Source organism: Streptomyces sp. AK010 (assembly GCF_014207295.1).
GTDB classification, from domain to species: domain Bacteria; phylum Actinomycetota; class Actinomycetes; order Streptomycetales; family Streptomycetaceae; genus Streptomyces; species Streptomyces massasporeus.
This window is the reverse complement of record NZ_JACHCX010000007.1, coordinates 248786-268677: the sequence shown is the minus strand read 5'-3', so window position 1 is coordinate 268677 and position 19892 is coordinate 248786. Positions and strand designations below refer to the sequence as shown.

14 protein-coding genes and 4 pseudogenes are annotated in these 19892 nt (G+C 73.8%); 10 read left to right on the top strand and 8 right to left on the bottom strand.

The window, feature by feature from the left end:
* The first annotated feature begins 42 nt into the window (after window positions 1–42).
* The 4 genes and pseudogenes from HDC93_RS16480 (at window position 43) to HDC93_RS16465 (ending at window position 3946) form a co-directional block, all read left to right on the top strand.
* Window positions 43–1344 (top strand): alpha/beta fold hydrolase, encoded by a 1302-nt coding sequence (locus tag HDC93_RS16480; protein ID WP_185011478.1) that lies wholly within the window; start codon window positions 43–45, stop codon window positions 1342–1344.
* A gap of 50 nt (window positions 1345–1394) precedes the next feature.
* Entirely contained in the window at window positions 1395–2129 is a 735-nt protein-coding gene (locus HDC93_RS16475) for a PIG-L deacetylase family protein (protein WP_185011476.1), read from the top strand.
* A 33-nt stretch (window positions 2130–2162) separates the two neighbouring features.
* Window positions 2163–3110, top strand: a pseudogene (gene sigJ / locus HDC93_RS16470) (RNA polymerase sigma factor SigJ).
* A complete protein-coding gene (locus HDC93_RS16465; RefSeq protein WP_185011474.1) occupies window positions 3104–3946 on the top strand; it encodes a pentapeptide repeat-containing protein in 843 nt (280 codons plus the stop codon). Before sigJ ends, HDC93_RS16465 begins: the two are co-directional and overlap by 7 nt.
* On the opposite strand, the gene HDC93_RS16460 is transcribed toward HDC93_RS16465, so the two are convergent.
* Window positions 3908–5404, bottom strand: a complete 1497-nt coding sequence (locus HDC93_RS16460; protein ID WP_185011472.1) for a cytochrome P450 — start codon at window positions 5402–5404, stop codon at window positions 3908–3910. The two genes, HDC93_RS16465 and HDC93_RS16460, sit on opposite strands and share 39 nt — an antisense overlap.
* A gap of 109 nt (window positions 5405–5513) precedes the next feature.
* On the opposite strand from HDC93_RS16460, the gene HDC93_RS16455 reads away from it, so the two are divergent.
* Both HDC93_RS16455 and HDC93_RS16450 read left to right on the top strand, forming a co-directional pair.
* On the top strand, window positions 5514–6122 hold the full coding sequence (locus HDC93_RS16455; protein ID WP_185011470.1) for a TetR/AcrR family transcriptional regulator: 609 nt from the start codon (window positions 5514–5516) through the stop codon (window positions 6120–6122).
* Between the two features lie 84 nt (window positions 6123–6206).
* The gene (locus tag HDC93_RS16450) at window positions 6207–6935 is read left to right on the top strand and encodes a DUF2470 domain-containing protein (RefSeq protein WP_185011468.1); all 729 of its coding nucleotides are present in this window, start codon (window positions 6207–6209) and stop codon (window positions 6933–6935) included.
* On the opposite strand, the gene HDC93_RS16445 is transcribed toward HDC93_RS16450, so the two are convergent.
* The 5 genes and pseudogenes from HDC93_RS16445 to HDC93_RS16430 all read right to left on the bottom strand — a co-directional run bounded on the left by HDC93_RS16445 (window position 6903) and on the right by HDC93_RS16430 (window position 11159).
* Window positions 6903–8090 carry a lactonase family protein gene (locus tag HDC93_RS16445; protein ID WP_185011701.1) on the bottom strand — a complete coding sequence of 396 codons (1188 nt, stop codon included), beginning with the start codon at window positions 8088–8090 and terminating at the stop codon, window positions 6903–6905. The genes HDC93_RS16450 and HDC93_RS16445 overlap by 33 nt on opposite strands.
* A gap of 179 nt (window positions 8091–8269) precedes the next feature.
* Window positions 8270–8464, bottom strand: a pseudogene (locus HDC93_RS39690) (hypothetical protein); the annotation flags it as partial.
* Between the two features lie 46 nt (window positions 8465–8510).
* Window positions 8511–9764, bottom strand: a complete 1254-nt coding sequence (locus HDC93_RS16440) for an FUSC family protein (protein ID WP_185011466.1) — start codon at window positions 9762–9764, stop codon at window positions 8511–8513.
* A gap of 126 nt (window positions 9765–9890) precedes the next feature.
* Window positions 9891–10384 (bottom strand): annotated as a pseudogene (locus HDC93_RS16435) (FBP domain-containing protein).
* Between the two features lie 100 nt (window positions 10385–10484).
* The gene (locus tag HDC93_RS16430) at window positions 10485–11159 is read right to left on the bottom strand and encodes a PAS domain S-box protein (protein ID WP_185011464.1); all 675 of its coding nucleotides are present in this window, start codon (window positions 11157–11159) and stop codon (window positions 10485–10487) included.
* Between the two features lie 152 nt (window positions 11160–11311).
* On the opposite strand from HDC93_RS16430, the gene HDC93_RS16425 reads away from it, so the two are divergent.
* The 4 genes and pseudogenes from HDC93_RS16425 (at window position 11312) to HDC93_RS16410 (ending at window position 17235) form a co-directional block, all read left to right on the top strand.
* Window positions 11312–14503 (top strand): cytochrome P450, encoded by a 3192-nt coding sequence (locus tag HDC93_RS16425; RefSeq protein WP_185011462.1) that lies wholly within the window; start codon window positions 11312–11314, stop codon window positions 14501–14503.
* A 30-nt stretch (window positions 14504–14533) separates the two neighbouring features.
* Window positions 14534–15518: pseudogene (locus HDC93_RS16420) on the top strand (phosphotransferase family protein).
* Between the two features lie 92 nt (window positions 15519–15610).
* Complete coding sequence (locus HDC93_RS16415; protein ID WP_185011460.1) at window positions 15611–16900, top strand: ROK family transcriptional regulator; 1290 nt, start codon at window positions 15611–15613, stop codon at window positions 16898–16900.
* A 62-nt stretch (window positions 16901–16962) separates the two neighbouring features.
* Window positions 16963–17235, top strand: coding sequence for a hypothetical protein (locus HDC93_RS16410; protein WP_185011458.1), 273 nt, complete (start codon window positions 16963–16965; stop codon window positions 17233–17235).
* A 124-nt stretch (window positions 17236–17359) separates the two neighbouring features.
* Here HDC93_RS16410 and HDC93_RS16405 read toward each other — a convergent pair whose 3' ends face one another.
* Together HDC93_RS16405 and HDC93_RS16400 are read right to left on the bottom strand one after the other, a co-directional pair.
* Window positions 17360–18388: an SDR family oxidoreductase gene (locus tag HDC93_RS16405; protein ID WP_185011456.1), complete on the bottom strand. Its 1029-nt coding sequence runs from the start codon at window positions 18386–18388 to the stop codon at window positions 17360–17362.
* Window positions 18389–18599: 211 nt separating this feature from the next.
* Window positions 18600–19760: an aromatic acid exporter family protein gene (locus HDC93_RS16400; RefSeq protein ID WP_185011455.1), complete on the bottom strand. Its 1161-nt coding sequence runs from the start codon at window positions 19758–19760 to the stop codon at window positions 18600–18602.
* Between the last annotated feature and the right edge of the window lie 132 nt (window positions 19761–19892).

Here is a 19892-nt window from a genome sequence, read left to right as displayed (position 1 = left end):
ACTGGGACGCGGCCCGAAAATCCGTCCGTCCCGGGAGCCCTGTTGACCGTCAGCTACCGCCAGCCCGGAGTCGTCCTCACCGACCGCCGCTTCACCGTCCCCCTCGACCACGACCGCCCCGGGGGCGAGACGATCGAGCTGTACGCCCGCGAGGTCGTCGCGAGCGACAAGACGCACCAGGACCTGCCGTGGCTGCTCTACCTCCAGGGCGGCCCCGGCTTCGGCGCGGACCGCTCCGTCGGCCGGCCGGGCTGGCTCGGCCGGGCCCTCAAGGAGTACCGCGTCCTGCTGCTCGACCAGCGCGGCACCGGACACAGCACACCCGCCAACCGCCAGACGCTCCCGCTGCGCGGCGGCCCGGCCGAGCAGGCCGGCTACCTCACGCACTTCCGTGCCGACGCGATCGTCCGCGACTGCGAGGCCATCCGCGCCGAGCTCACCGGCGGCAAGCCCTGGACCGTCCTCGGCCAGAGCTTCGGCGGCTTCTGCGTCACCAGCTACCTGTCCCTCGCGCCCGAGGGCCTGGCGACGGCCGTGATCACCGGCGGTCTGCCCTCCCTGGACGCCCACGCCGACGACGTCTACCGGGCCGCCTTCCCGCGCATCGAACGCAAGGTCGCCGCCCACTACGCCCGCTACCCGCAGGACGTCGAGCGCGCCCGCCGCATCGCCGACCACCTGCTGCACCACGACGTGGTCCTGCCGAACGGCTACCTGCTCACCGTCGAGGCCTTCCAGTCCCTCGGTATCGCCCTCGGCACCGGCGACGGCACCCACCGCCTGCACTACCTCTTGGAGAACGCCTTCGTCCGCACCCCGCAGGGCACCACGCTCTCCGACGCGTTCCAGGAACAGGTGCAGGCCATGCTCTCCTACGCCCGCCACCCGCTGTACGCCCTGGTCCACGAGTCGATCTACGGCCAGGACGCCCGGCCCACGGCCTGGTCCGCCGAGCGGGTCCGCGCCGAGTTCCCGCAGTTCGACGCCGCCAAGGCCCTCGCGGGCGACGAGCCTCTCCTGTTCACCGGGGAATCGATTCACCCCTGGATGTTCGACTGCGACCCGGCGCTGCGCCCGCTGCGCGAGACCGCCGACCTGCTCGCCGCCCGCACCGACTGGACGCCCCTGTACGACCCCGCCCGCCTCGCCGCCAACACGGTGCCGGTGGTGGCGGCCGTCTACCACGACGACATGTACGTCGACACGGCCCACTCCCTGCGCACCGCCCGCACGATCCGGGCTCTGCGCACCTGGATCACGGACGAGTTCGAGCACGACGGCATCCGCACCGGCGGCCCCCGCGTCCTCGACCGGCTGCTGGCGCTCGTGCGGGGCGAGGCCTGATGCCGTGCCGTACGCCCGGTGCTGTCGGCGGCGCGGGCTAGTCTGCGGGCATGACGACCACTCAACTGCAGCCCATGCCCGATGACTGGCGGCGTGCTCTCGCGGTCGTGGCACACCCGGACGACCTCGAGTACGGCTGCTCGGCGGCGATCGCGGCCTGGACCGACGAGGGCCGCGAGGTCGTCTACGTGCTCGCGACCCGGGGCGAGGCGGGCATCGACACCATCGAGCCCGCGCGGTGCGGGCCCCTGCGCGAGCGGGAGCAGCGGGCCAGCGCGGCGGTGGTCGGCGTCTCGGAGGTGGAGTTCCTCGACCACAGGGACGGTGTCATCGAGTACGGCACGGCCCTGCGCCGCGACATCGCCGCCGCCATCCGCCGGCACCGGCCCGAGCTGGTCATCACGCTCAACCACCGCGATACCTGGGGCGGCGTCGCCTGGAACACTCCGGACCACGTGGCGGTGGGCCGGGCCACGCTCGACGCGGCCGGCGACGCCGGCAACCGGTGGATCTTCCCCGAGCTCGTCGAGCAGGGCCTCGACCCCTGGGACGGCGTGCGCTGGGTCGCCGTCGCGGGCTCCAGCACCCCCACGCACGCCGTCGACGCGACGCCCGGCCTGGAGCGGGCGGTGCGTTCCCTGCTGGAACACCGCACCTACATCGAGGTGTTGACCAGCGAGGACCCGGAGACGTACGTGCGCGGCTTCCTTTCGCAGCACGCCGAGAGGACGGGGGAGCGGTTCGGGGGCCGCCCCGCGGTGGCGTTCGAACTGTTCAGCAGATGATCAGCGGTTGACCGGCAGACGACGGGGGTGACCATGACAGGCAGCGAGGAACTGGCGCACCGGTTCGAGGAACACCGCGGACACCTCAAGGCGGTGGCCTACCGCATGCTCGGATCGCTAACCGAGGCGGAGGACGCCGTCCAGGAAGCGTGGCTGAAGCTCAGCCGGACCGACACGGACGACATCCAGAACCTCGGCGGCTGGCTGACCACGGTGACCGGCCGGGTCTGCCTGGACATGCTGCGCTCGCGCACCGCCCGCCGCGAGGAGCCGATGGGCGACACCCAGGACACCGTGGGGGCCTTCGTCCCGGACCCGGTGCTCCGGCCCCTGTCGCACATCGACCCGGCCGAGGAGGTGCTCCAGGCCGACTCGGTGGGCCTGGCCCTGCTCGTCGTGCTGGAGAACCTGGCGCCCGACGAGCGGCTCACCTTCGTGCTGCACGACATGTTCGCCGTGCCGTTCGACGACATCGCGCCGATCGTGGAGCGCAGCGCCGCCGCGACCCGGCAGCTGGCGAGCCGCGCCCGGCGCCGGGTGAGTGGCGCGACGCCGTCGAACGAGCCCGACCTCGGCCGGCAGAAGCAGGTGCTCGACGCCTTCCTCGCCGCCTCGCGCGCCGGGGACTTCTAGGCGCTGGTGGCCCTCCTGCACCCCGATGTGCTGCTGCGGGCCGACTCGGGCGCCCTCGTGCGCGGAGCGGCCGCCTCCAAGCTGGTCCAGGGCGCGAAGGCGGTGGCGGAGCAGGCGCTCATGTTCGCCCCGTTCACGCGGTCCGCGGAGCTGGTGCTGGTCAACGGCTCGGTCGGAATGATCATCGCGCCGGAGGGCCGCATCCAGTCGGTCATGGGCGTGACGATCGCCGACGGGCGCATCACCGACCTGTACATCCTGGCCGACCCCGAGCGACTGGAGCGGCTGGAGGCGCCCGGGGCGCGGGGTGACCGCACCCGACCGATGACATGTCGTTTCGTATGCTGAACCGCATGCGAGATCATCAGGCCGAGCGGGCCGAACTGCGCGGCGACTGCGAGCGGTGTTTCGGGCTGTGCTGTGTCGCCCTGCCCTTCGCCGCCTCGGCCGACTTCGCGGTCGACAAGGCCGCCGGCACACCCTGCCGCAACCTCCGGGAGGACCACCGCTGCGGCATCCACGCCAGGCTCCGGCAGAAGGGATTCACCGGCTGCACGGTCTACGACTGCTTCGGCGCCGGGCAGCAGGTCTCGCAGATCACCTTCGGCGGGCAGGACTGGCGGACCGGGCCGCCGGAGCGGGCCCGCCGCATGTTCGAGGTGTTCCCGGTGGTCCGGCAGCTGCACGAACTGCTGTGGTACCTGACCGAGGCGCTCGCCCTGCCCGCGGCCCGACCCGTCCACGCCGAGCTGTGCGAGGCGCTGGAGAAGACCCAGGAGCTGACCGGCGGGACCCCCGAGGAGCTCGCCGGGCTGGACGTGGCGGCACACCGCCAGGAGGTCAACGTCCTGCTGCTGAGGACGAGCGAGCTGGCCAGGGCCGGCACCGAGGGCCGCAGGAAGGACCGCCGGGGTGCGGACCTCATGGGCGCCCGCCTCAAGGGCGCCGACCTGCGCGGTGCCAGTCTCCGCGGTGCCTATCTCATCGCCGCCGACCTCACCGGCGCGGACCTGCGGGGCGCCGATCTGATCGGTGCCGACCTGCGCGACGCGGACCTCACGGACGCCGACCTGACCGGGGCGTTCTTCCTCACCCAACCGCAGCTGAACGCGGCCCGGGGGAGTGCCGGGACCCGGCTGCCCGGGTCAGTCACCCGCCCCGGGCACTGGACGGCGCAGGTCTGAGGCCGGCTCCGGCACCGCGGTGCGGCGCTCCGGCCGCAGCCTGAGGCCCTCCGGCATCAGCGTCAGCCGTTCCGTCACGCGCAGTCGGTAGGCGGGGTCGGCCCGCAGCTCGTAGCGCCGCAGCAGCAACCCGAGCACCAGCGTGGCCTCGTGCAGCGCGAACTGGCGGCCGATGCACGCCCGCGCGCCCGTCCCGAACGGCTTGAAGGTGTGCGGGGGCCGTGACTGTACGGCCTGCGCGTCGAAGCGGTCGGGGTCGAACCGCTCGGCGTCCGCGCCCCACACCTCGGGGTCCCGGTGCAGCATCGGCGTCAGCACCAGCGCCCAGGCCCCGCGCCGCATCGGGTGCTCTCCGGCCAGCACCGTGTCCTGGCGGGCCTCCCGGGAGAACGCGGGCGCGGTGGGCCACAGCCGCAGCGACTCGTCCAGCACCCGGCGGACGTAGCGCAGCCGCGCCACCTGCTCGTAGGCGGGTTCTGCCGTGTCGCCCCACACCCGGTCCACCTCCGCGCGGGCGCGGGCCGCGATCTCGGGGTGGCGGGAGAGGTAGTGCAGGGCGAAGGAGAGCGCGCCCGAGGTCGTCTCGTGCCCGGCGACGAGGAAGGTGATGACCTGGCGGCGGACGTTCTGCGGCGCCAGCCGTTCCCCGGTGTCGGGGTGGGCGGTCTCCAGCATGCGGTCGAGCAGGTCGCCGTCGCCGCCGCCGGTGGCGCGCCGGGCCCGGACCAGTTCGTCGACCGTGTGGTTGAGGTGGGCGATGTCGGCCGCGTTGCGGCGGGTCGCGCTCCGCAGCAGCAGGGGAGCCAGCGGGAAGGGCACGGTGTTGAGCCGCTGCGCGTAGGTCAGCGTGCCCACCATCGCGGTCACGAAGGGATGCGGCCGGGAGCGCTCGAACGAACCGAAGTCGTGCCCGAAGCCGGTGCGCGCGATCGTCTCCAGCGTCAGCTTGGTCATGTCGCCGGGCACGTCCACCGCCCGGCCCGTCGCCGCCGCCCGGTCCCAGTGCTCCGTCAGCCGCCTGGCGACGTCCAGCATCATCGGGTGGTAGCCGGCCATGGCGTCGCGGCTGAACCCCGGCGCGAGCACCTCGTGGGCCAGCTGCCAGTTCGGCTCGTGGTTGTACGCCGTGAACAGGCCGTCCCCGGCGACCGGCCGGAGATTGGCCACGCCGAGCCCCACGTGCTTGGCGAACCGCGACTCGTCCGCGAGGTCGGCCGCGTGCCGGGCACCCCACACGAACACGAACTCCTTGCCGAACGCCTTCCGCCGGAACACCGGCCCCAGTCGGCGGGCGTAGCGCAGCGAGTCCTGCAGGGGAGTGCTCCGGTTCACGCCCACCACGTCGCCGAGGAGGGGGATGCGGCGCGGCGGACGCGGAATGCGGTCCAGCTCCGGCCAGCCCAGCTCGGCACTCCGGAAACCCTTGGGCTCCCCGGTCCGTATCGGCGCCTGGGTCATGACGCGATCTCCCTTGATCCGGCGGCGGGTTCGCACGTGTTGTACGTGGGTTCAATAGCGCGGTTCAGTCTGATGCGGTTGTTGAACCGACGTCAAGTAAAGTGCGGGCATGGCCGCGAACCAGGGCGGGCGCACGCGCCGCCGGCTCAGCACCGAGGAGCGCCGGGAGCAGCTCCTGTCGGTCGGTGCGCGGCTGTTCTCGGAGAGCCCCTACGACGACGTGTGGATCGAGCAGGTCGCCGAGATCGCCGGGGTGTCACGCGGGTTGCTGTACCACTACTTCCCGACCAAGCGGGACTTCTTCGCGGCGGTCGTCGAGCGCGAGAGCGAGCGCATGCTGCGCATGACGGCGGCGGTGCCCGGCGTGCCGGTCCGCGAACAACTCGCGGCCGGTCTCGAGACGTTCCTGGAGTACGTGCAGGCGCACGCGCACGGCTACCGGGCCTTCCATCGCGCCGACGCGGCCGGGGACCAGGCGGTCCGGCGGGTCTACCAGCGCGCCCTGGCCGCGCAGGAGCGGCAGATCCTCGCCGCGCTCGCCGCGGACCCCGAGTTCGGGCCCGCCTTCGAGGACCGGCCGGAGGTCCGGCTGGCCGTGCGCGGCTGGCTGGCGTTCACCACGGCCGTCTGCCTGGAGTGGCTGCGCGGTGCGGAGTTGGGCCGGGGGAAGGTGCGCGAGCTGTGCACGCGCGCCCTCCTCGGCGTCCTCACGCCCTGAAAGGTCTCGAAAGAGCACGTGCCGTGGTTGGCGTGCACCCCGATCTTCGGTAGGTTAGGTGAGGCTTACCTAAGGAGGTCTGGGATGGGTGACGACAGCCACAGCTGGACGGCGGCTCCCGCCGCGGCGGAGCGGGCGCGTTCGGTGCTCGCCGCCGCGTGGTCCTGCTCCGTGACCGCGGAGGGCACGCGGGAGGAGCTGGTCGGCGCGCACACCGTGGGCGAGGACGGCCGGGTGCTCGTCGAGGTGCCGGAGGGCAGCGCCCTGCTGGCGGCCGCGATCTGCGCGCCCCGCGGGGAGCCGTCCGCCGTGCTGGAGTTCGCCGACGTGGCGCCCGTCCCGGTCCGCAGCCGGATCCGCTCCCGGCTGTGGCTCGCGGGCTGGTTCGCCGTCGAGGGGGAGCGGCTCGCCTTCACGCCCACGCGGGTCGTGCTGCGGCAGCCGTCCGGCTCCATGGTCGTCGACCTCGACGAGTTCGCCGCCGCCGTGCCCGACCCGCTCACCACGGCGGAGGCCCGGCTGCTGACCCATCTCGCCGACTGCCACGCCGACGCCGTTGAGCGGCTCACCCGGCTCGTCGACTCCGACAGCCTGCACGGCGCGGTCCGCGTCCAGCCGCTCGCCGTCGACCGGCACGGACTGACGCTGCGCATCGAACGGGCCCGCACCCACGGCGACGTACGCCTCGCCTTCCACGCCCCCGCGGACGACGTCGCGCAGCTCACCGAACGCATGCACATCCTGCTCAGCCAGGCCACCGCCGCGTCGTGCCCGCGGGCCCTACAGTGGCAGCGCACAGACGGCGACGGGTGAGGGGAACGATTCTCCTGCGCGCCGCAGTTCGCCGTTCGCCTCGTCCACGTGGAAGACGGTGACGGTGGAGGACTTCTGGTTCGCCGCGAACAACAGCGTGCCCTCCGGCGAGAAGGCGATCTGCCGGGGGAAGTCCCCGCCCACCGGCACCGTGTCGAGCAGCCGGAGCCGGGCGCCGTCCGCCTCGACGGCGTAGCGGGTGAGGCTGTTGTGGCCCCGGTTGGCGAGATAGGCGTGGCGGCCGTCGGCGGTCACCAGGATCTGCGCCGGGTAGCTCGTACCGGAACCCGTGCCCGTGGACTGCGCCTCGCCGACGGTCACGCGGCCGGAGGCCTTGTCGTACGAGCAGACCGCGACGGTGTTGTCGGCCTCGTTGGCGAGGTAGGCGTACCGGCCGTCCGGGTGGAAGGTGAGGTGGCGTGGGCCCGCGCCCGGCCGGGTGTGCGCCTGCGCGACCTCGGTGAGGGTGCCGGCCTTCTCGTTCAGCCGGTAGGTGTACACGGTGTCCGTGCCCAGATCGACGGCGAGGACATGGCCCCCGTCCGGGCTCGTGACGAACTGGTGGGCGTGCGGGCCCTCCTGTCCGGGGCCGGGCGGCGGGCTGGTGTGCCGGACGAGGTCGGTGCGCTCGCCGAGTGCGCCAGAGGCGTCGATGGGGTGCACGGCCACACTGCCCGTGCCGTAGTTCGCGCTGAGCAGCCAGCGCCCGCCCGGATGCACCGACAGATGGCAGGGCGCCGCCCCGCCGGTGCTCCGGCTGCCCAGCACCTTCCGGTCGGACAGCCGGACTGCGGTCACCGTGCCGTCGTCGCGCTCGTCCACCGCGTACAGCGTGCCGCGGTCCGGGTGGATCGCGAGGTACGACGGGTCGCCGACGCCGGGGATCGTGCCGGCGCCGGTGATCCGGCCCGTCGCCGTGTCGTACGTGGCCAGGCCGATGCCCTTGCCGCCGCCCTCGACGGACGTGTAGGTGCCGAGGTGGAGCGGGCGGGGCCCGGAGGGGCGGCGGGCCTCCCGTGACGTGCTCGGCTCCGGGGCCGTGGTCGGAGTCGTCGCGGGCGCGGGCGTGTTGTCACAGGCCGGCAGCGCCGCCGCGGCGGCCCCGCCCGCCAGTGCGCCGACGAATCGGCGCCTGCTCCAGCCACCACTGTCCATGTCGCCCCTCAGGTCGTCACTCGTCCCCGTCGTGACAGTCACCCTGGCGTTTCCCGGCCCCCGCGTGCAACAACGGCAGGGCGTTGCGCGGGGTGGGCCGTCGTGGTGGTCCCGACGGTCCCCGTCCGCGCCGCGCCCCGGGGGCGGCCTCCCCGTCCGCCCCCGGGCCGGTTACCGGTCCCCGTCCTCGACCGGCTTGCCCGGGGCGTCCTTGAGCTGGTGCGTCTGACCCGTCGCACCGGGAACTCCCCGAGGCCCGGCGGCAGCGGATGGGTACCGGTCTCCGGCAGGCGCAGGGTGCGGATGAACCGCACCGCGACCCCGCCCGGCAGCCGCAGTGTGTTCCCGTCGATCCGCACGGTCGTGTCGGCCATCGGCCCGCTCCCCGCATCCGGGGCCGGCCCCCTGCCGGCGCTCCCCTCAGCCAGAACGCCCGTCGAACCCCGCGCGGTTCCGCCACAGCTGTTCCGTGACGCCCAGCCGCTCCCGCAGCCGCGTCAGACGGGGCATCCGGGCGCGTTGCTCGCGCGAGACGCGGTCCAGCTCCTCGAACAGGCGCCGGGTGCGGTGCTCGGTGTCGAGCTCGTCGAGGATGCGGTTGACCTCCGTCAGGACGGCTCCCGGCAGCTGCCAGTACCCGGGGTCGCGCCCGGCTTCTTCGCGCAGCAGCAGATTCAGCTTGTCGCGGGTGCCCGCGGCGGTGCGCAGTTCCGCCGCGAGCCGCTCCTCCGCCGACTCGGCGCTCGCGCTGAGATGGGTGGTGACCAGCACCGCGAAGCTCACCACGGCGTCGGCGATCTCGGACAGCAGCTGCTCCAGAACGGCGCCCGTCTCGGCCTCGAACAGCGGCTCGGGTTCCCGCTTCTTCGCGAGGTCGGTGAGGGACCGGGCGAGCACCCGCAGGACGACCGTGCAGATCTCCAGCGTGTCCAGGCCGGTGCGCATCACCACCCGGTGCAGCACGCTGTCCTGAACGCGCGGGTTGAGCCGCAGACTGTCCTCGGCCTGCCGCAGGGCCGCGTCCACCTCGACGATGTCGTGGTCCAGCCGGCGCGCCTCGTGCAGCTGCTTCTCCACGCGGTCCACGGGCGTGCCGCCGGCCGCCTCCTCGCCCATGCGCAGCATCAACTGCCGCAGGCGGCGCGCCAGGTCCTCGATCGACTCGCCCGCCTCCTCCACCCACACCGGCGGGGCCAGCAGCAGGTTGCAGGCGAGCCCGACGACCGCGCCGATCAGCGTCTCCACCACCCGGGCCCATGCGTAGTCCCCGACGCTGGTCACGCCGAGGACGAGCATCGCGCTGATCGCGACCTCGGGTACGTACTCCTCCACCCGGACCAGCCGCCCCACGACCAGCGAGGCCAGCAGGAGCAGTGCGAGGCTCCACCAGGTCAGGCCCACCAGCAGGCTGAACGCGATGGCGACGAGGACGCCGGTCACCACGGCGTTCACCCGCCGGAAGCCGTTGGTGATGGTGGCGTACAGCGTCACCTGGACGACCAGCAGCGCCGTCAGGGGAGCGGTGAGAGGCGCCGGCTCGGGGCTCAGGCGCAGCGCGATGACGTACGCGATCGTCGCCGCGGTCGCGGACCGCAGCGTCTGGACGACCACGGGATCACGACGCTTCCTCACGATCCGCTCGGCGTGCGCCGTCCACTCACGTACCTCTCGCATCCTCGGGCTGTTCCCCTTCCCGACGCATCCAATTCCCGGCGCATCGAACGCATCCGTCGAACACATCCATGAAGGACGCTCATGAAGGACGTTAGCGCCGGGGCAAACCACGGGCGACCGAGGGGATCAGGCGTACACCTTGTCGAGGAAGGCGGCCAGATGGCCCGCGGTGCGCTCGATCTGCTCCTCGACGGTGAGGCTCTCCTCGAACCGGGACCCGGCCTCGAGCGCCTTCTTCCCGCGGATGTACAGGGAGCAGGCGAGGTCGGTGCACATGTACGCCCCGACGGAGTTGCCCTCGCGCCCGGCCGCCCCCGCCTTCCGTGCCGTCATCAGCGCGACCCCGCCCCGCGGGTGCGTGGTCAGGCACAGCGAACACATGCTGCGGTGCAGGAATCCGCGCTGGGCGGCTGGAACCGCATCGACACGCCGACGAGCCGCCCCGCCCGCTCGGTCACCAGATAGCTCCGGTCGGGCGCCCCCGGGTCCCGCCACCCGAGGAAGTCGAGATCGCCCCAGGGGCGCTCGCCGAGGTCCCGGGGCACGGCCAGGCGCTTGGCCTCGCCCTTGGAGCAGTTGATGAAGGAGGTGCGGATGTCCTGCTCGGTGAGCGGCTGCACGGGGGCTCCTGAGAGTGATCGTCGCGAAACCTAGGGGTCCTAGGTTTTGGGGCCAGGTCAGATTAGACAGCCGTGACGCGGGCGGGCCAGCGGATTTCCGTCAGGCCTCGTCGTCCGGGGTCTCCCGGTCTTGCCCGGCCTCCGAGACCTCCGGCGGCCAGACCCCGGCCCTGAGCACCCCGAGCGCGTAGGCCCGGGCCACCAGTTCCGTGCGGTTGGACGCGCCCCAGCGGGACGACAGCCGGCGCAGGTGGTAGGTCACGCCGTCCGTGGTGAGAGCCGTCTCTCGGGCGGCCCGGGCCGTGGTGGCGCCGGCGGCCAGCAGCGTCAGGACGCGGGCCTCCATCGGTGTGACCCGGACCTGTCCGGCGAGTGCGGTGGGGGAGGGCGCCGGTTCGGCGTCCACCCGGAGCATCACCAGGAGCGCCGGGGTGTCCTCCGCCGAGTCGCTGACCGGGTCGGCCGTCAGCTCGCCGTGGCGCTCCACACCGCCGGGGGCCCGCCAGCGCACCGACATCTGGTAGCGCGAGCGGTGGCGCAGCCGCAGGGCCTCGGCGATGCGCTCCACCTGCGTGGCCTCCCGCGGGCTGAACAGGTCCAGCACGTCACGGCCGCGCAGCCGGCCCGGCGTCGTACCGCACTCCGCGGCCATCGCCGGATTGGCCAGCAGCACCGCCCCGTACACGTCGCACACCGCGACCGGCATCGCGACCCGGTCGAACAGCAGCAGGGCGCGGTTGCGCCATGTCACGGCCTCCTGCCGGGCCAGGTCCACGAGCCTCTCCTGCCACGCCGGGCCACTCCCGCGCAAGAGCGGCGCATCTGCTCGCACTACACAATCATGTAGGGCCGCGGCACCGCCTCCCGCGCCCGGTGGATCACGCTGGAGCACAGTACTTCCGTACCGCGAAAGGCAGTTGCCGCGTCATGCCCCCCACCGGACAGCCTCCCCTGACCGCCGACACCCTCCCCGGCGTCCCCGTCGCCGACATCACCGCCACCGGACCCGGCGGCGCGCCCATCCAGCAGGCCATGGACCTGATGCGCGAGCACGGGCCCGTGTTCGTGCGGCGGCTGTACGGGCGGGACACCCTGTTCGTGGGCGGCCTGGACCTCGTGGCCGACCTCGCGGACGAGCAGCGGTTCGCCAAGCACATCGGGCCCGGTCTGGAGAACGTCCGCGAGTTCGCCGCCGACGGCCTGTTCACCGCGTACAACGAGGAGCCCAACTGGGCCAAGGCGCACGACATCCTGATGCCCGCCTTCGCGCTGGGCTCGATGCGCACCTACCACCCCGTGATGCTGAAGGTGGCCCGCCGGCTCATCGCGTCCTGGGACCGCGACGCCCGCGCCGGGCGGCCGGTGAACGTGCCCGACGACATGACCCGCATGACGCTCGACACCATCGGACTCGCCGGTTTCGGCTACGACTTCGGCTCCTTCGAGCGGGCCGAGCCGCACCCCTTCGTCGAGTCGATGGTCCGCTGCCTGGAGTGGAGCATGACCCGCCTGGCGCGCGTCCCGGGCCAGGACCACGCGGCGCAGGACGCGGCCTTCCGCGACGACTCCGCCTACCTGGCCCGCGTCGTCGACGACGTCATCGCCGCGCGCACCGGCACCGACCAGAGCGACGCCGACGACCTCCTCGGCCTGATGCTCACCGCCGAGCACCCGGCCGACGGCACCACACTCGACACCGCCAACATCCGCAACCAGGTCATCACGTTCCTGATCGCCGGCCACGAGACCACCTCCGGCGCCATGTCCTTCGCGCTGTACTACCTCGCCAAGCACCCCACGGCCCTCCAACTGGTGCAGCGCGAGGTCGACGAGCTGTGGGGCGACGCGGCCGACCCCGAGCCGACGTACGACGAGGTCGGCAGGCTGACCTACACCCGCCAGGTCCTCAACGAGGCCCTGCGGCTCTGGCCCACGGCCGCCGTCTTCTCCCGGCAGGCACGCGAGGACACCCTGCTCGGCGGGCGCATCCCCCTGCGCGCCGGGCAGTCCGCCCTCGTCCTCACACCGATGCTGCACCGGCAGTCCGTGTGGGGCGACAACCCCGAGCTGTTCGACCCCTCCCGCTTCACGGCCGAGGCCGAGGCGGAGCGCCCGGTGCACGCCTTCAAGCCGTTCGGCACCGGCGAGCGCGCCTGCATCGGACGGCAGTTCGCGCTGCACGAGGCGACCATGCTGCTGGCCATGCTCGTGCACCGCTACCGGCTGAGCGACCACGCCGACTACCGGCTCACGGTCAAGGAGACCCTCACCCTCAAGCCCGAGGGCTTCACCCTCGCGCTCGCGCCGCGCACCGCCGCCGACCGCGTCCACACGCCGCTGCCCGGGGCCGCCCCGGCCCAGGACGCGGAGTCGGCCGAGCCGCAGGACCTGCCCGCCCGCGTCCGCCCCGGCACGGCCGCGCTCTTCCTGCACGGCAGCAACTACGGCACCTGCCGCGACTATGCGGCGCAGCTCGCCGACGAGGCCGCCGCGATCGGCTGCGACACGGAGGTGGCCGCGCTCGACGCCTACGCGGGCGGCCTGCCCACCGACCGGCCCGTCGTCATCACCGCCGCCTCCTACAACGGCCGCCCCACCGACGACGCCACCGCCTTCGCCGCCCGGCTGGAGGAGACCCACGACCTGTCCGGCGTGACGTACGCCGTCCTCGGCGTCGGCGACCGCAACTGGGCCGCCACCTACCAGCACGTCCCCACCCGCATCGACGAGCGGCTCGCCGCGTCCGGTGCCGGCCGACTGCTGGAGCGTGCCGCGGCCGACGCCTCCGGCGATCTCACCGGCACCGTCCGCGCCTTCACGACCTCCCTGCGCGGCGCCCTCCTGGAGCGCTACGGCGACCCGGACGCCACCACCCCGCAGCCCGAGCCCGCCACCGCCTACCAGGTCCGCACCGTGACCGGCGGCCCGCTCGACGCCCTCGCCGAACGGCACGGACTCGTCCCCATGCGCGTCACCGAGACCCGCGACCTCACCGCCCCCGGCTACGCGCGCCGCAAGCGGTTCGTCCGCGTCGCGCTGCCGGACGGCGTCACCTACCGCACGGCCGACCACCTCACCGTGCTCCCCGCCAACGCCCCGGACCTCGTCACACGGGCCGCCACCGCGCTCGGCGTCGACCTCGACACGGTTCTGGACATCCGCGCCACCCGCCCGCGCCGCGACGGCATCGCCGTGGACCGGCCCGTGACGGTTCGGCAGCTGTTCACCCACCACGTGGAGCTGCAGGAGCGCCCGAGCGCCGGGCAGCTGGCCGCGCTCGCCGCCGCCAACCCGTGCCCGCCGGAGCGCGCGGCCCTGGCCGCCCTCGGCGACGACCCGCGTACCCTCGTGGAGATCCTGGAGGACCACCCGGCCCTGCGCGGGGCCCTGGACTGGCCGCCGCTCCTCGACCTCCTCACCCCGCTGCGCCCGCGCCACTACTCCGTCTCCTCCTCGCCCGCCGTCGACCCCGGCCACGTGGACCTGATGGTCTCGCTGCTGGAGGCACCCGCCCGCTCCGGCCGGGGCGTCTACCGGGGCACCGGCTCCGGCCACCTCACCACCGTCGAGCCCGGCGACACCGTGTACGCACGCGTGCAGCCCTGCCGGGACGCCTTCCGCATCGACGTCACCGCCGACTCGGCGCCGGTCGTCATGGTCGCGGCGGGCACCGGCCTCGCGCCGTTCCGCGGCGTCGTCGCCGACCGCACGGCGGCCGTCGCGGCGGGTACCGAACTCGCCCCGGCCCTGTGCTACTTCGGCTGCGACGCCCCCGACGCGGACTTCCTGCACGCCGAGGAACTGCGCGCCGCCGAGGCCGCCGGTGCCGTGTCCCTGCGCCCCGCCTTCAGCGAGAGTCCCGAGGGCGAGGTGCGGTTCGTGCAGCACCGGATCGCCGCCGAGGCGGCAGAGGTGTGGGCCCTGCTGGACGCCGGGGCGCGGGTGTACGTCTGCGGAGACGGTTCCCGAATGGCGCCCGGGGTGCGGGAGGCGTTCCGTACGCTGTTCCGCAAGCACACGCAGGCCGTCGACGGCACGGACGAGGCCGCCGCCGAGCAGTGGCTCGACGGCCTGATCGCGGACGGGCGTTACGTCGAGGACGTGTACGCGGCCGGCTGACCGAAGCGGCAGGGGAGGGGCGGGCACGCCGTGGTGGACTCCTGGGAACGGGCCCGGCACGTCCTGGCGGCGGCGGGCCTGGACCCCGGCCGCCTGACCCACCTCGCCCCGCTGACCGGCGGCACGTACAACACCGTCGAGGAGCTCCGCCTCACCGGCGGCGGCCGCTACGTACTGAAGGTCCCGCCCGCCGCGGCCGTCCCCGGTCTGCGGTACGAGAGGCGGCTGCTCGTCTCGGAGGCCGAGTTCTACCGCTCGGCCGCCCGGGTCGGGGTCCCGGCACCGCACAAGGTGTCCGCGGGGGACGACTTCCTGCTGATGACGGCCGTCCCGGGCGAGCCGTGGGACGGCACGCTCACCGACACGGAGCAGATGACCCTGCGCGCGGAGCTGGGGCGCCAGGTGGCCCGCCTGCACCGCGTGACGGGCCCCGGCTTCGGCTACCCCTCCGGCGCCCTCGGCCTGCTCGCCGCCGACTGGCGCACCGCGTTCACGGCGATGTTCGACGCCGTCCTCGACGACGCCCGGCGCTACGGGGCCCGGCTGCCCCCGCCCCGTCGACGCGGTGGCCCGTACCGCGGCGTCCGCGTTCGGCGCCCTCGACGAGGTCACCGACCCCCGCCTGGTCCACTTCGACCTGTGGCGGGGCAACATCCTCGTCGACCGCACGGGCGGGGAGGTGCGGATCGGCGGCCTCATCGACGGGGAGCGCATGTTCTGGGGCGACCCCCTGGCCGACTTCGTCTCCCTCGCGCTCCTCGGCGACATCAGGAAGGACGAGGAGTTCCTCGCGGGCTACCGGGAGGCCGGAGGACGAGCCCGCTTCGACACCGCGGCCCGGCTGCGCCTCGCGCTCTACCGCGCCTACCTGTACCTGATCATGCTCACCGAGACGGTTCCCCACGAGGCCGGTGAGGAGCAGCGGCGCTGGGTGCGGGAGAGCGTCGCCCCAAAGCTCGTCGCGGCCCTGGACGAGATCGCGGAGGCCGCTCCCGCCCGCCCGGGCGCCTGTTAGCTCACACCGTGAAATAAGGGGCGGAGAATGTCGCGCCGAGCCCCGCCCCGACGGTATGTTGCAGGTCGGACAGGGGATGCGAGGGGAGTCACATGGCGGCGCGGAACGGGCGCACGGTACGCGATCTCAGGCGGGCCAACCGCACGGCCGTGCTGCGGAGGCTCTACTTCGACGGCCCGCTCAGCCGCTTCGAACTCGGCCCGGTGACCGGCCTGAGCTCCGGTTCCGTCAGCAACGTCGTCGCGGATCTCGTCGCCGACGGGCTCGTGGAGGAGGCCGGCAGCGTCGACTCCGACGGGGGCCGCCCGCGCACCCTGCTGCGGGTCGCGCCCGGCAGCGGCCACATGATCGGCGTCGACGTCGGCGAGACCCGGGTCCGCGTCGAGCTCTTCGACCTCACCCTCACCGAACTCGCCCGCGTCGAGCGCCCGCTGTCGCCGCAGCGGTACGAGGTCGAGGCCATCGTCGACCACATCCGCCACGGCATCGCCGAGGTGCTGGACACCGCCGGCCTCGCGCCCGAGCGGCTCCTCGGCGTCGGCATCGGCGTCCCCGGCATCGTCGAGCGCACCGGAGACCGTGGCGCGCTCGTGCACGGGCAGACCATCGGCTGGGACGCCGTCCCGCTGGAGGCGCTGCTGCGCGCCCGTTCCCCGCTGCCGGACACCGTCCCGTACTTCATCGACAACGGCGCCAAGACCCTGGGCCAGGCCGAGATGTGGTTCGGCGCCGGACGCGGCGCCCGCAACGCCGTCGTGGTGCTGTTCGGCTCCGGCGTCGGCGCCAGCCTCGTCACCCCCGACGTGGAGCAGGGCCGCGCGGTGGAGTGGGGGCACCTGACCGTACGCGTGCGAGGCCGCCGCTGCCGGTGCGGGGCGCTCGGCTGTCTGGAGGCGTACGCGGGCGCCGAGTCGCTGCTCGCCCGCTGGCGGGAGGAGGGCGGCCGCGTCCCGGACGGCACCGACGAGGAGACCGCCCTCACCACGATGCTCGCCGCGGCCCACCCCTGCGAGGGCGCTGCCGCCGACCCCGTCGCGCTGGCCGTCCTGGAGGAGACCGCCGAGTACCTCGGGGCGGGTCTGTCCGACCTGATCAACCTCTTCCAGCCGGAGCGCATCCTGATCGGCGGCTGGGCGGGCCTGGCGCTCGGCTCCCGCTTCCTGCCCGCCGTACGCCGCCACGCCATGTCGTACGCGCTGCGCCACCCGGCCGGGAAGGTGACCGTCGACCTCGGCCGGCTCGGACCCGACGCGGTCACGGTCGGCGCCGCGATCCTGCCGCTCGCCGACTTCTTCGCCCGCGGCGGACGGCGCCCCGACCCCGCACCGGAGTACCCGGTCCCGGCCTGGCGCACGGCGCTTCGGGAGCGGACGCCCCGCTAGAGGTTTCGCCGATCACCGCGGAGGTACTCGCGAGGCGCCCGGACCACAGAAGGGAGCACGCCGTGACCGACCACCGCCTCGAAGGACCCGGCGAGAACGGTGACCCCATCCCGCGGGACATGCCGGACCAGCAGGCCGACGCCGGCGAGGACCCGTGGGAGGTCGCCCCGCGCTTCACGGGCACCGGCGAGCACGACACGCGCCGCGACGACGAGACCGACGAGCCCTCCGACGACGTCCCCGACACCGACGAAGCGGGGACGGGCCGGCAGGGAACACCGCGCTCGGGGACGGTTCAGACCGAGCACCCGGTGCCTGAAGAGCCCTCCGCCTGAGGAGGGCATCCCACCGGGGGCCGCAGCCGGCTGTGGGGGTCGGCTGCGGCCCCCGGGCATGTCCGGACACCTGGAGAGTCCCGCAGGCCGCCCGGGAACACCTGGGGAACCGCAGACCGCCCGGTCAGCCCACCTTGCGTCCCCGCATCGGCTCCGTGGGCGCCCCCGCCCCCTGCTTCAGGCCCAGCAGGAACTCCTCCAGCACCTCGGGCGCCGTGTGCTCCGGCCGCCAGCCGAGTTCCGTGTGCGCACGCGTGCAGTCCATCAGCGGCAGCCGCAGCACCGCGTCGAACAGGTGCGGGGAGGCGGGCAGCAGATGCAGGCCCCAGGCGGCGGCGATCGCCGACCGGGCCGCCGTGCGGGGCAGCCGAACCGGACGCGCGTCGAACATCTCGCCCAGCAGCCGCGCGTCGACCGGCGGGTCGGCCGCCAGGTTGAAGGCGCCCCGGACGTCGGAGCGCAGCGCCAGCCGATACGCGTTCGCCGCGTCGCCCGTGTGCAGCGCCTGCACCCGCAGCCCGGGGACGTCGGGCAGGAAGGGAAGCAACTCCGGGCGGGCCAGCGGGCCGGGCAGGAACCGGCCGCCGAAGATGCGGCGCTGCTCGCTCGCCGATTCCCGCTGGAACAGGAAGGCGGGCCGCATCCGCACCACCCGCGTCTCGCGGTGGTCGCGCTCGAACGTGTCCAGCGCCCGCTCCAGATAGGCCTTCTCCCGGCAGTACGCGGCGTCCGGCCAGCCGTGCGTCGGCCAGGACTCGTCCACGGCCTCGTCCTTCGGGCCGGGGGAGTACGCGCCGACCGACGAGGCGTGCACCAGCGCCGGCACGCCCGCCGTGGCCACTGCCTCCAGGACGCGCATGCTGCCGAGGACGTTCGTGCGCCAGGTCGCGGCCGGGTGGTGCGTCGGCTGGAACGCCCAGGCCAGATGGACCACCGCGTCGGCGTCCGTGAACCGCTCCACCAGATCGGACCGCTCGGAGGCCAGATCGACGGCGGCCCAGTCCGTCTTCGGGGGCGACCAGTCGGGGATCCGCCGGGCCAGACCCAGCACGGAGGAAACCTCCGGGTCCTCCGACAACCGGCGCACCACGCTGGTTCCGACGTTGCCGGTGGCGCCCGTGACGACGACCCTCATGCCCGTTGCGCTGCTCACCCTGCGCTCCTCTCGGCCGCGTGGTTCCGCGAGAGGTGACCGAGTACCCGGGTGGCGCGTCTTCTACGGGGGCAGAGGGAAGCCCCGGCCGGACGGGGGAATCACGGCCGGGGCGGCTCACAGGAGCGGATCCTGTCCGGACCCACGTGTTGTTCAACGGGCAATCACATCCGGGTGTTCCGCGCGCGGCCCACCCGTCCGGTGAGGCGCGTCACTGCTCCTCGTCGCCCGGGGCGGTCTCGGCCCACAGGTTCTCCGCCTGGAGGAGCAGGGTGCCCAGGACGGCGGTGTGGGCGGCCCCCTCCCCGGCGTGCCGGCGCAGTCCGTCCTGCAACTCCTCGTGCAGCTCCTGCATGGCCTTCTCGGTCTCGTCGTCCGGCCGGGCGGTCACACCGCCCTCGAGCAGACTGTCGGCCTCCGCGCACAGGGCGTCCCCGATCAGCTCCAGCAGACGCGCGTACGAGCGCAGCGCCGGGCCCTCGGGCGGGGCGGGCGTCCGCTTGTCGTCCACCGACACCGCGAGCGCCCGGGTCAGTGTGGCGACGTGCCCGGTGACCCGGCTGAGCCGCTCGTCCTCGTCCACCGCCGGCAGGACACCGTCGTGCGGCACGCGGTGCAGGGCGCGCAGCGGGGCGTAGGTCAGGCGCAGGCTCTCCTGGCTCCACCGGCGCGCCGAGCGCAAGGCCTTCAGACGGTGGTCCAGCCGGTTCGAGGCACTGACCCAGCCGGCCGCGGTCTGCGCGTCCCACTCGCCCTCGCGCAGATCGCCGGCGACGGTGTGCAGCACCTCTCCCGCCTCCCGGGCGAGGGACGCCAGGTTCTCCCGTACGTCCCGCAGGTGGATCGGGGGCAGGACGAGCGCGTTGACGGCGACGCCGATGACGGCGCCGATCGCGGCCTGCTCCACGCGGTGCCCGACGGCCGACAGGCTCACCATGCCCGAGGAGATGGTGAACAGGGCCGTCGTCGCCGCGTAGATGCCCTGGTCACCGAAGCGAGGCCAGTTCGCGAGCAGCATCAGCACCGGTACGGACAGGGCGAGCGCGCCGGTCGTGTCGTCGGTGATGGCCTGTGCCCCCGAGGCCACCAGCGTGCCGACGCAGATCGCCCCGAACTGCCGCGCCCCCTGCAGCAGGGAGCTGAAGACCGTGGCCTGCACCAGCACCAGCGCCACCCAGGGCGCCATCAGGGCCAGCGGATCGCCCATCCAGACGCCGCCCACCAGCCAGGCGAGCACGGCCGCCCCGGCCGCCTTCAGCGACTGGACGACCAGGTCCCGCTCCCGCCCGGGACCGCGCCACGCCGCCCGTACGGCCTCCAGGGCCGACCGCGAGTCCCGTCGCACGGCATCCACCGGCCGTACGCGTCGCATTTCCTGCTCCGCATTCCCGATCCGGCCCTGCTCGGTGGATGCTCCGTGGGACCGCGCCTTCGAGGCCGCCCCCGTGTTCGCCTTCATGTTCCTCCGCCGGCGGAAGGCTCCCGCCCTGCGCCGTACCGCACT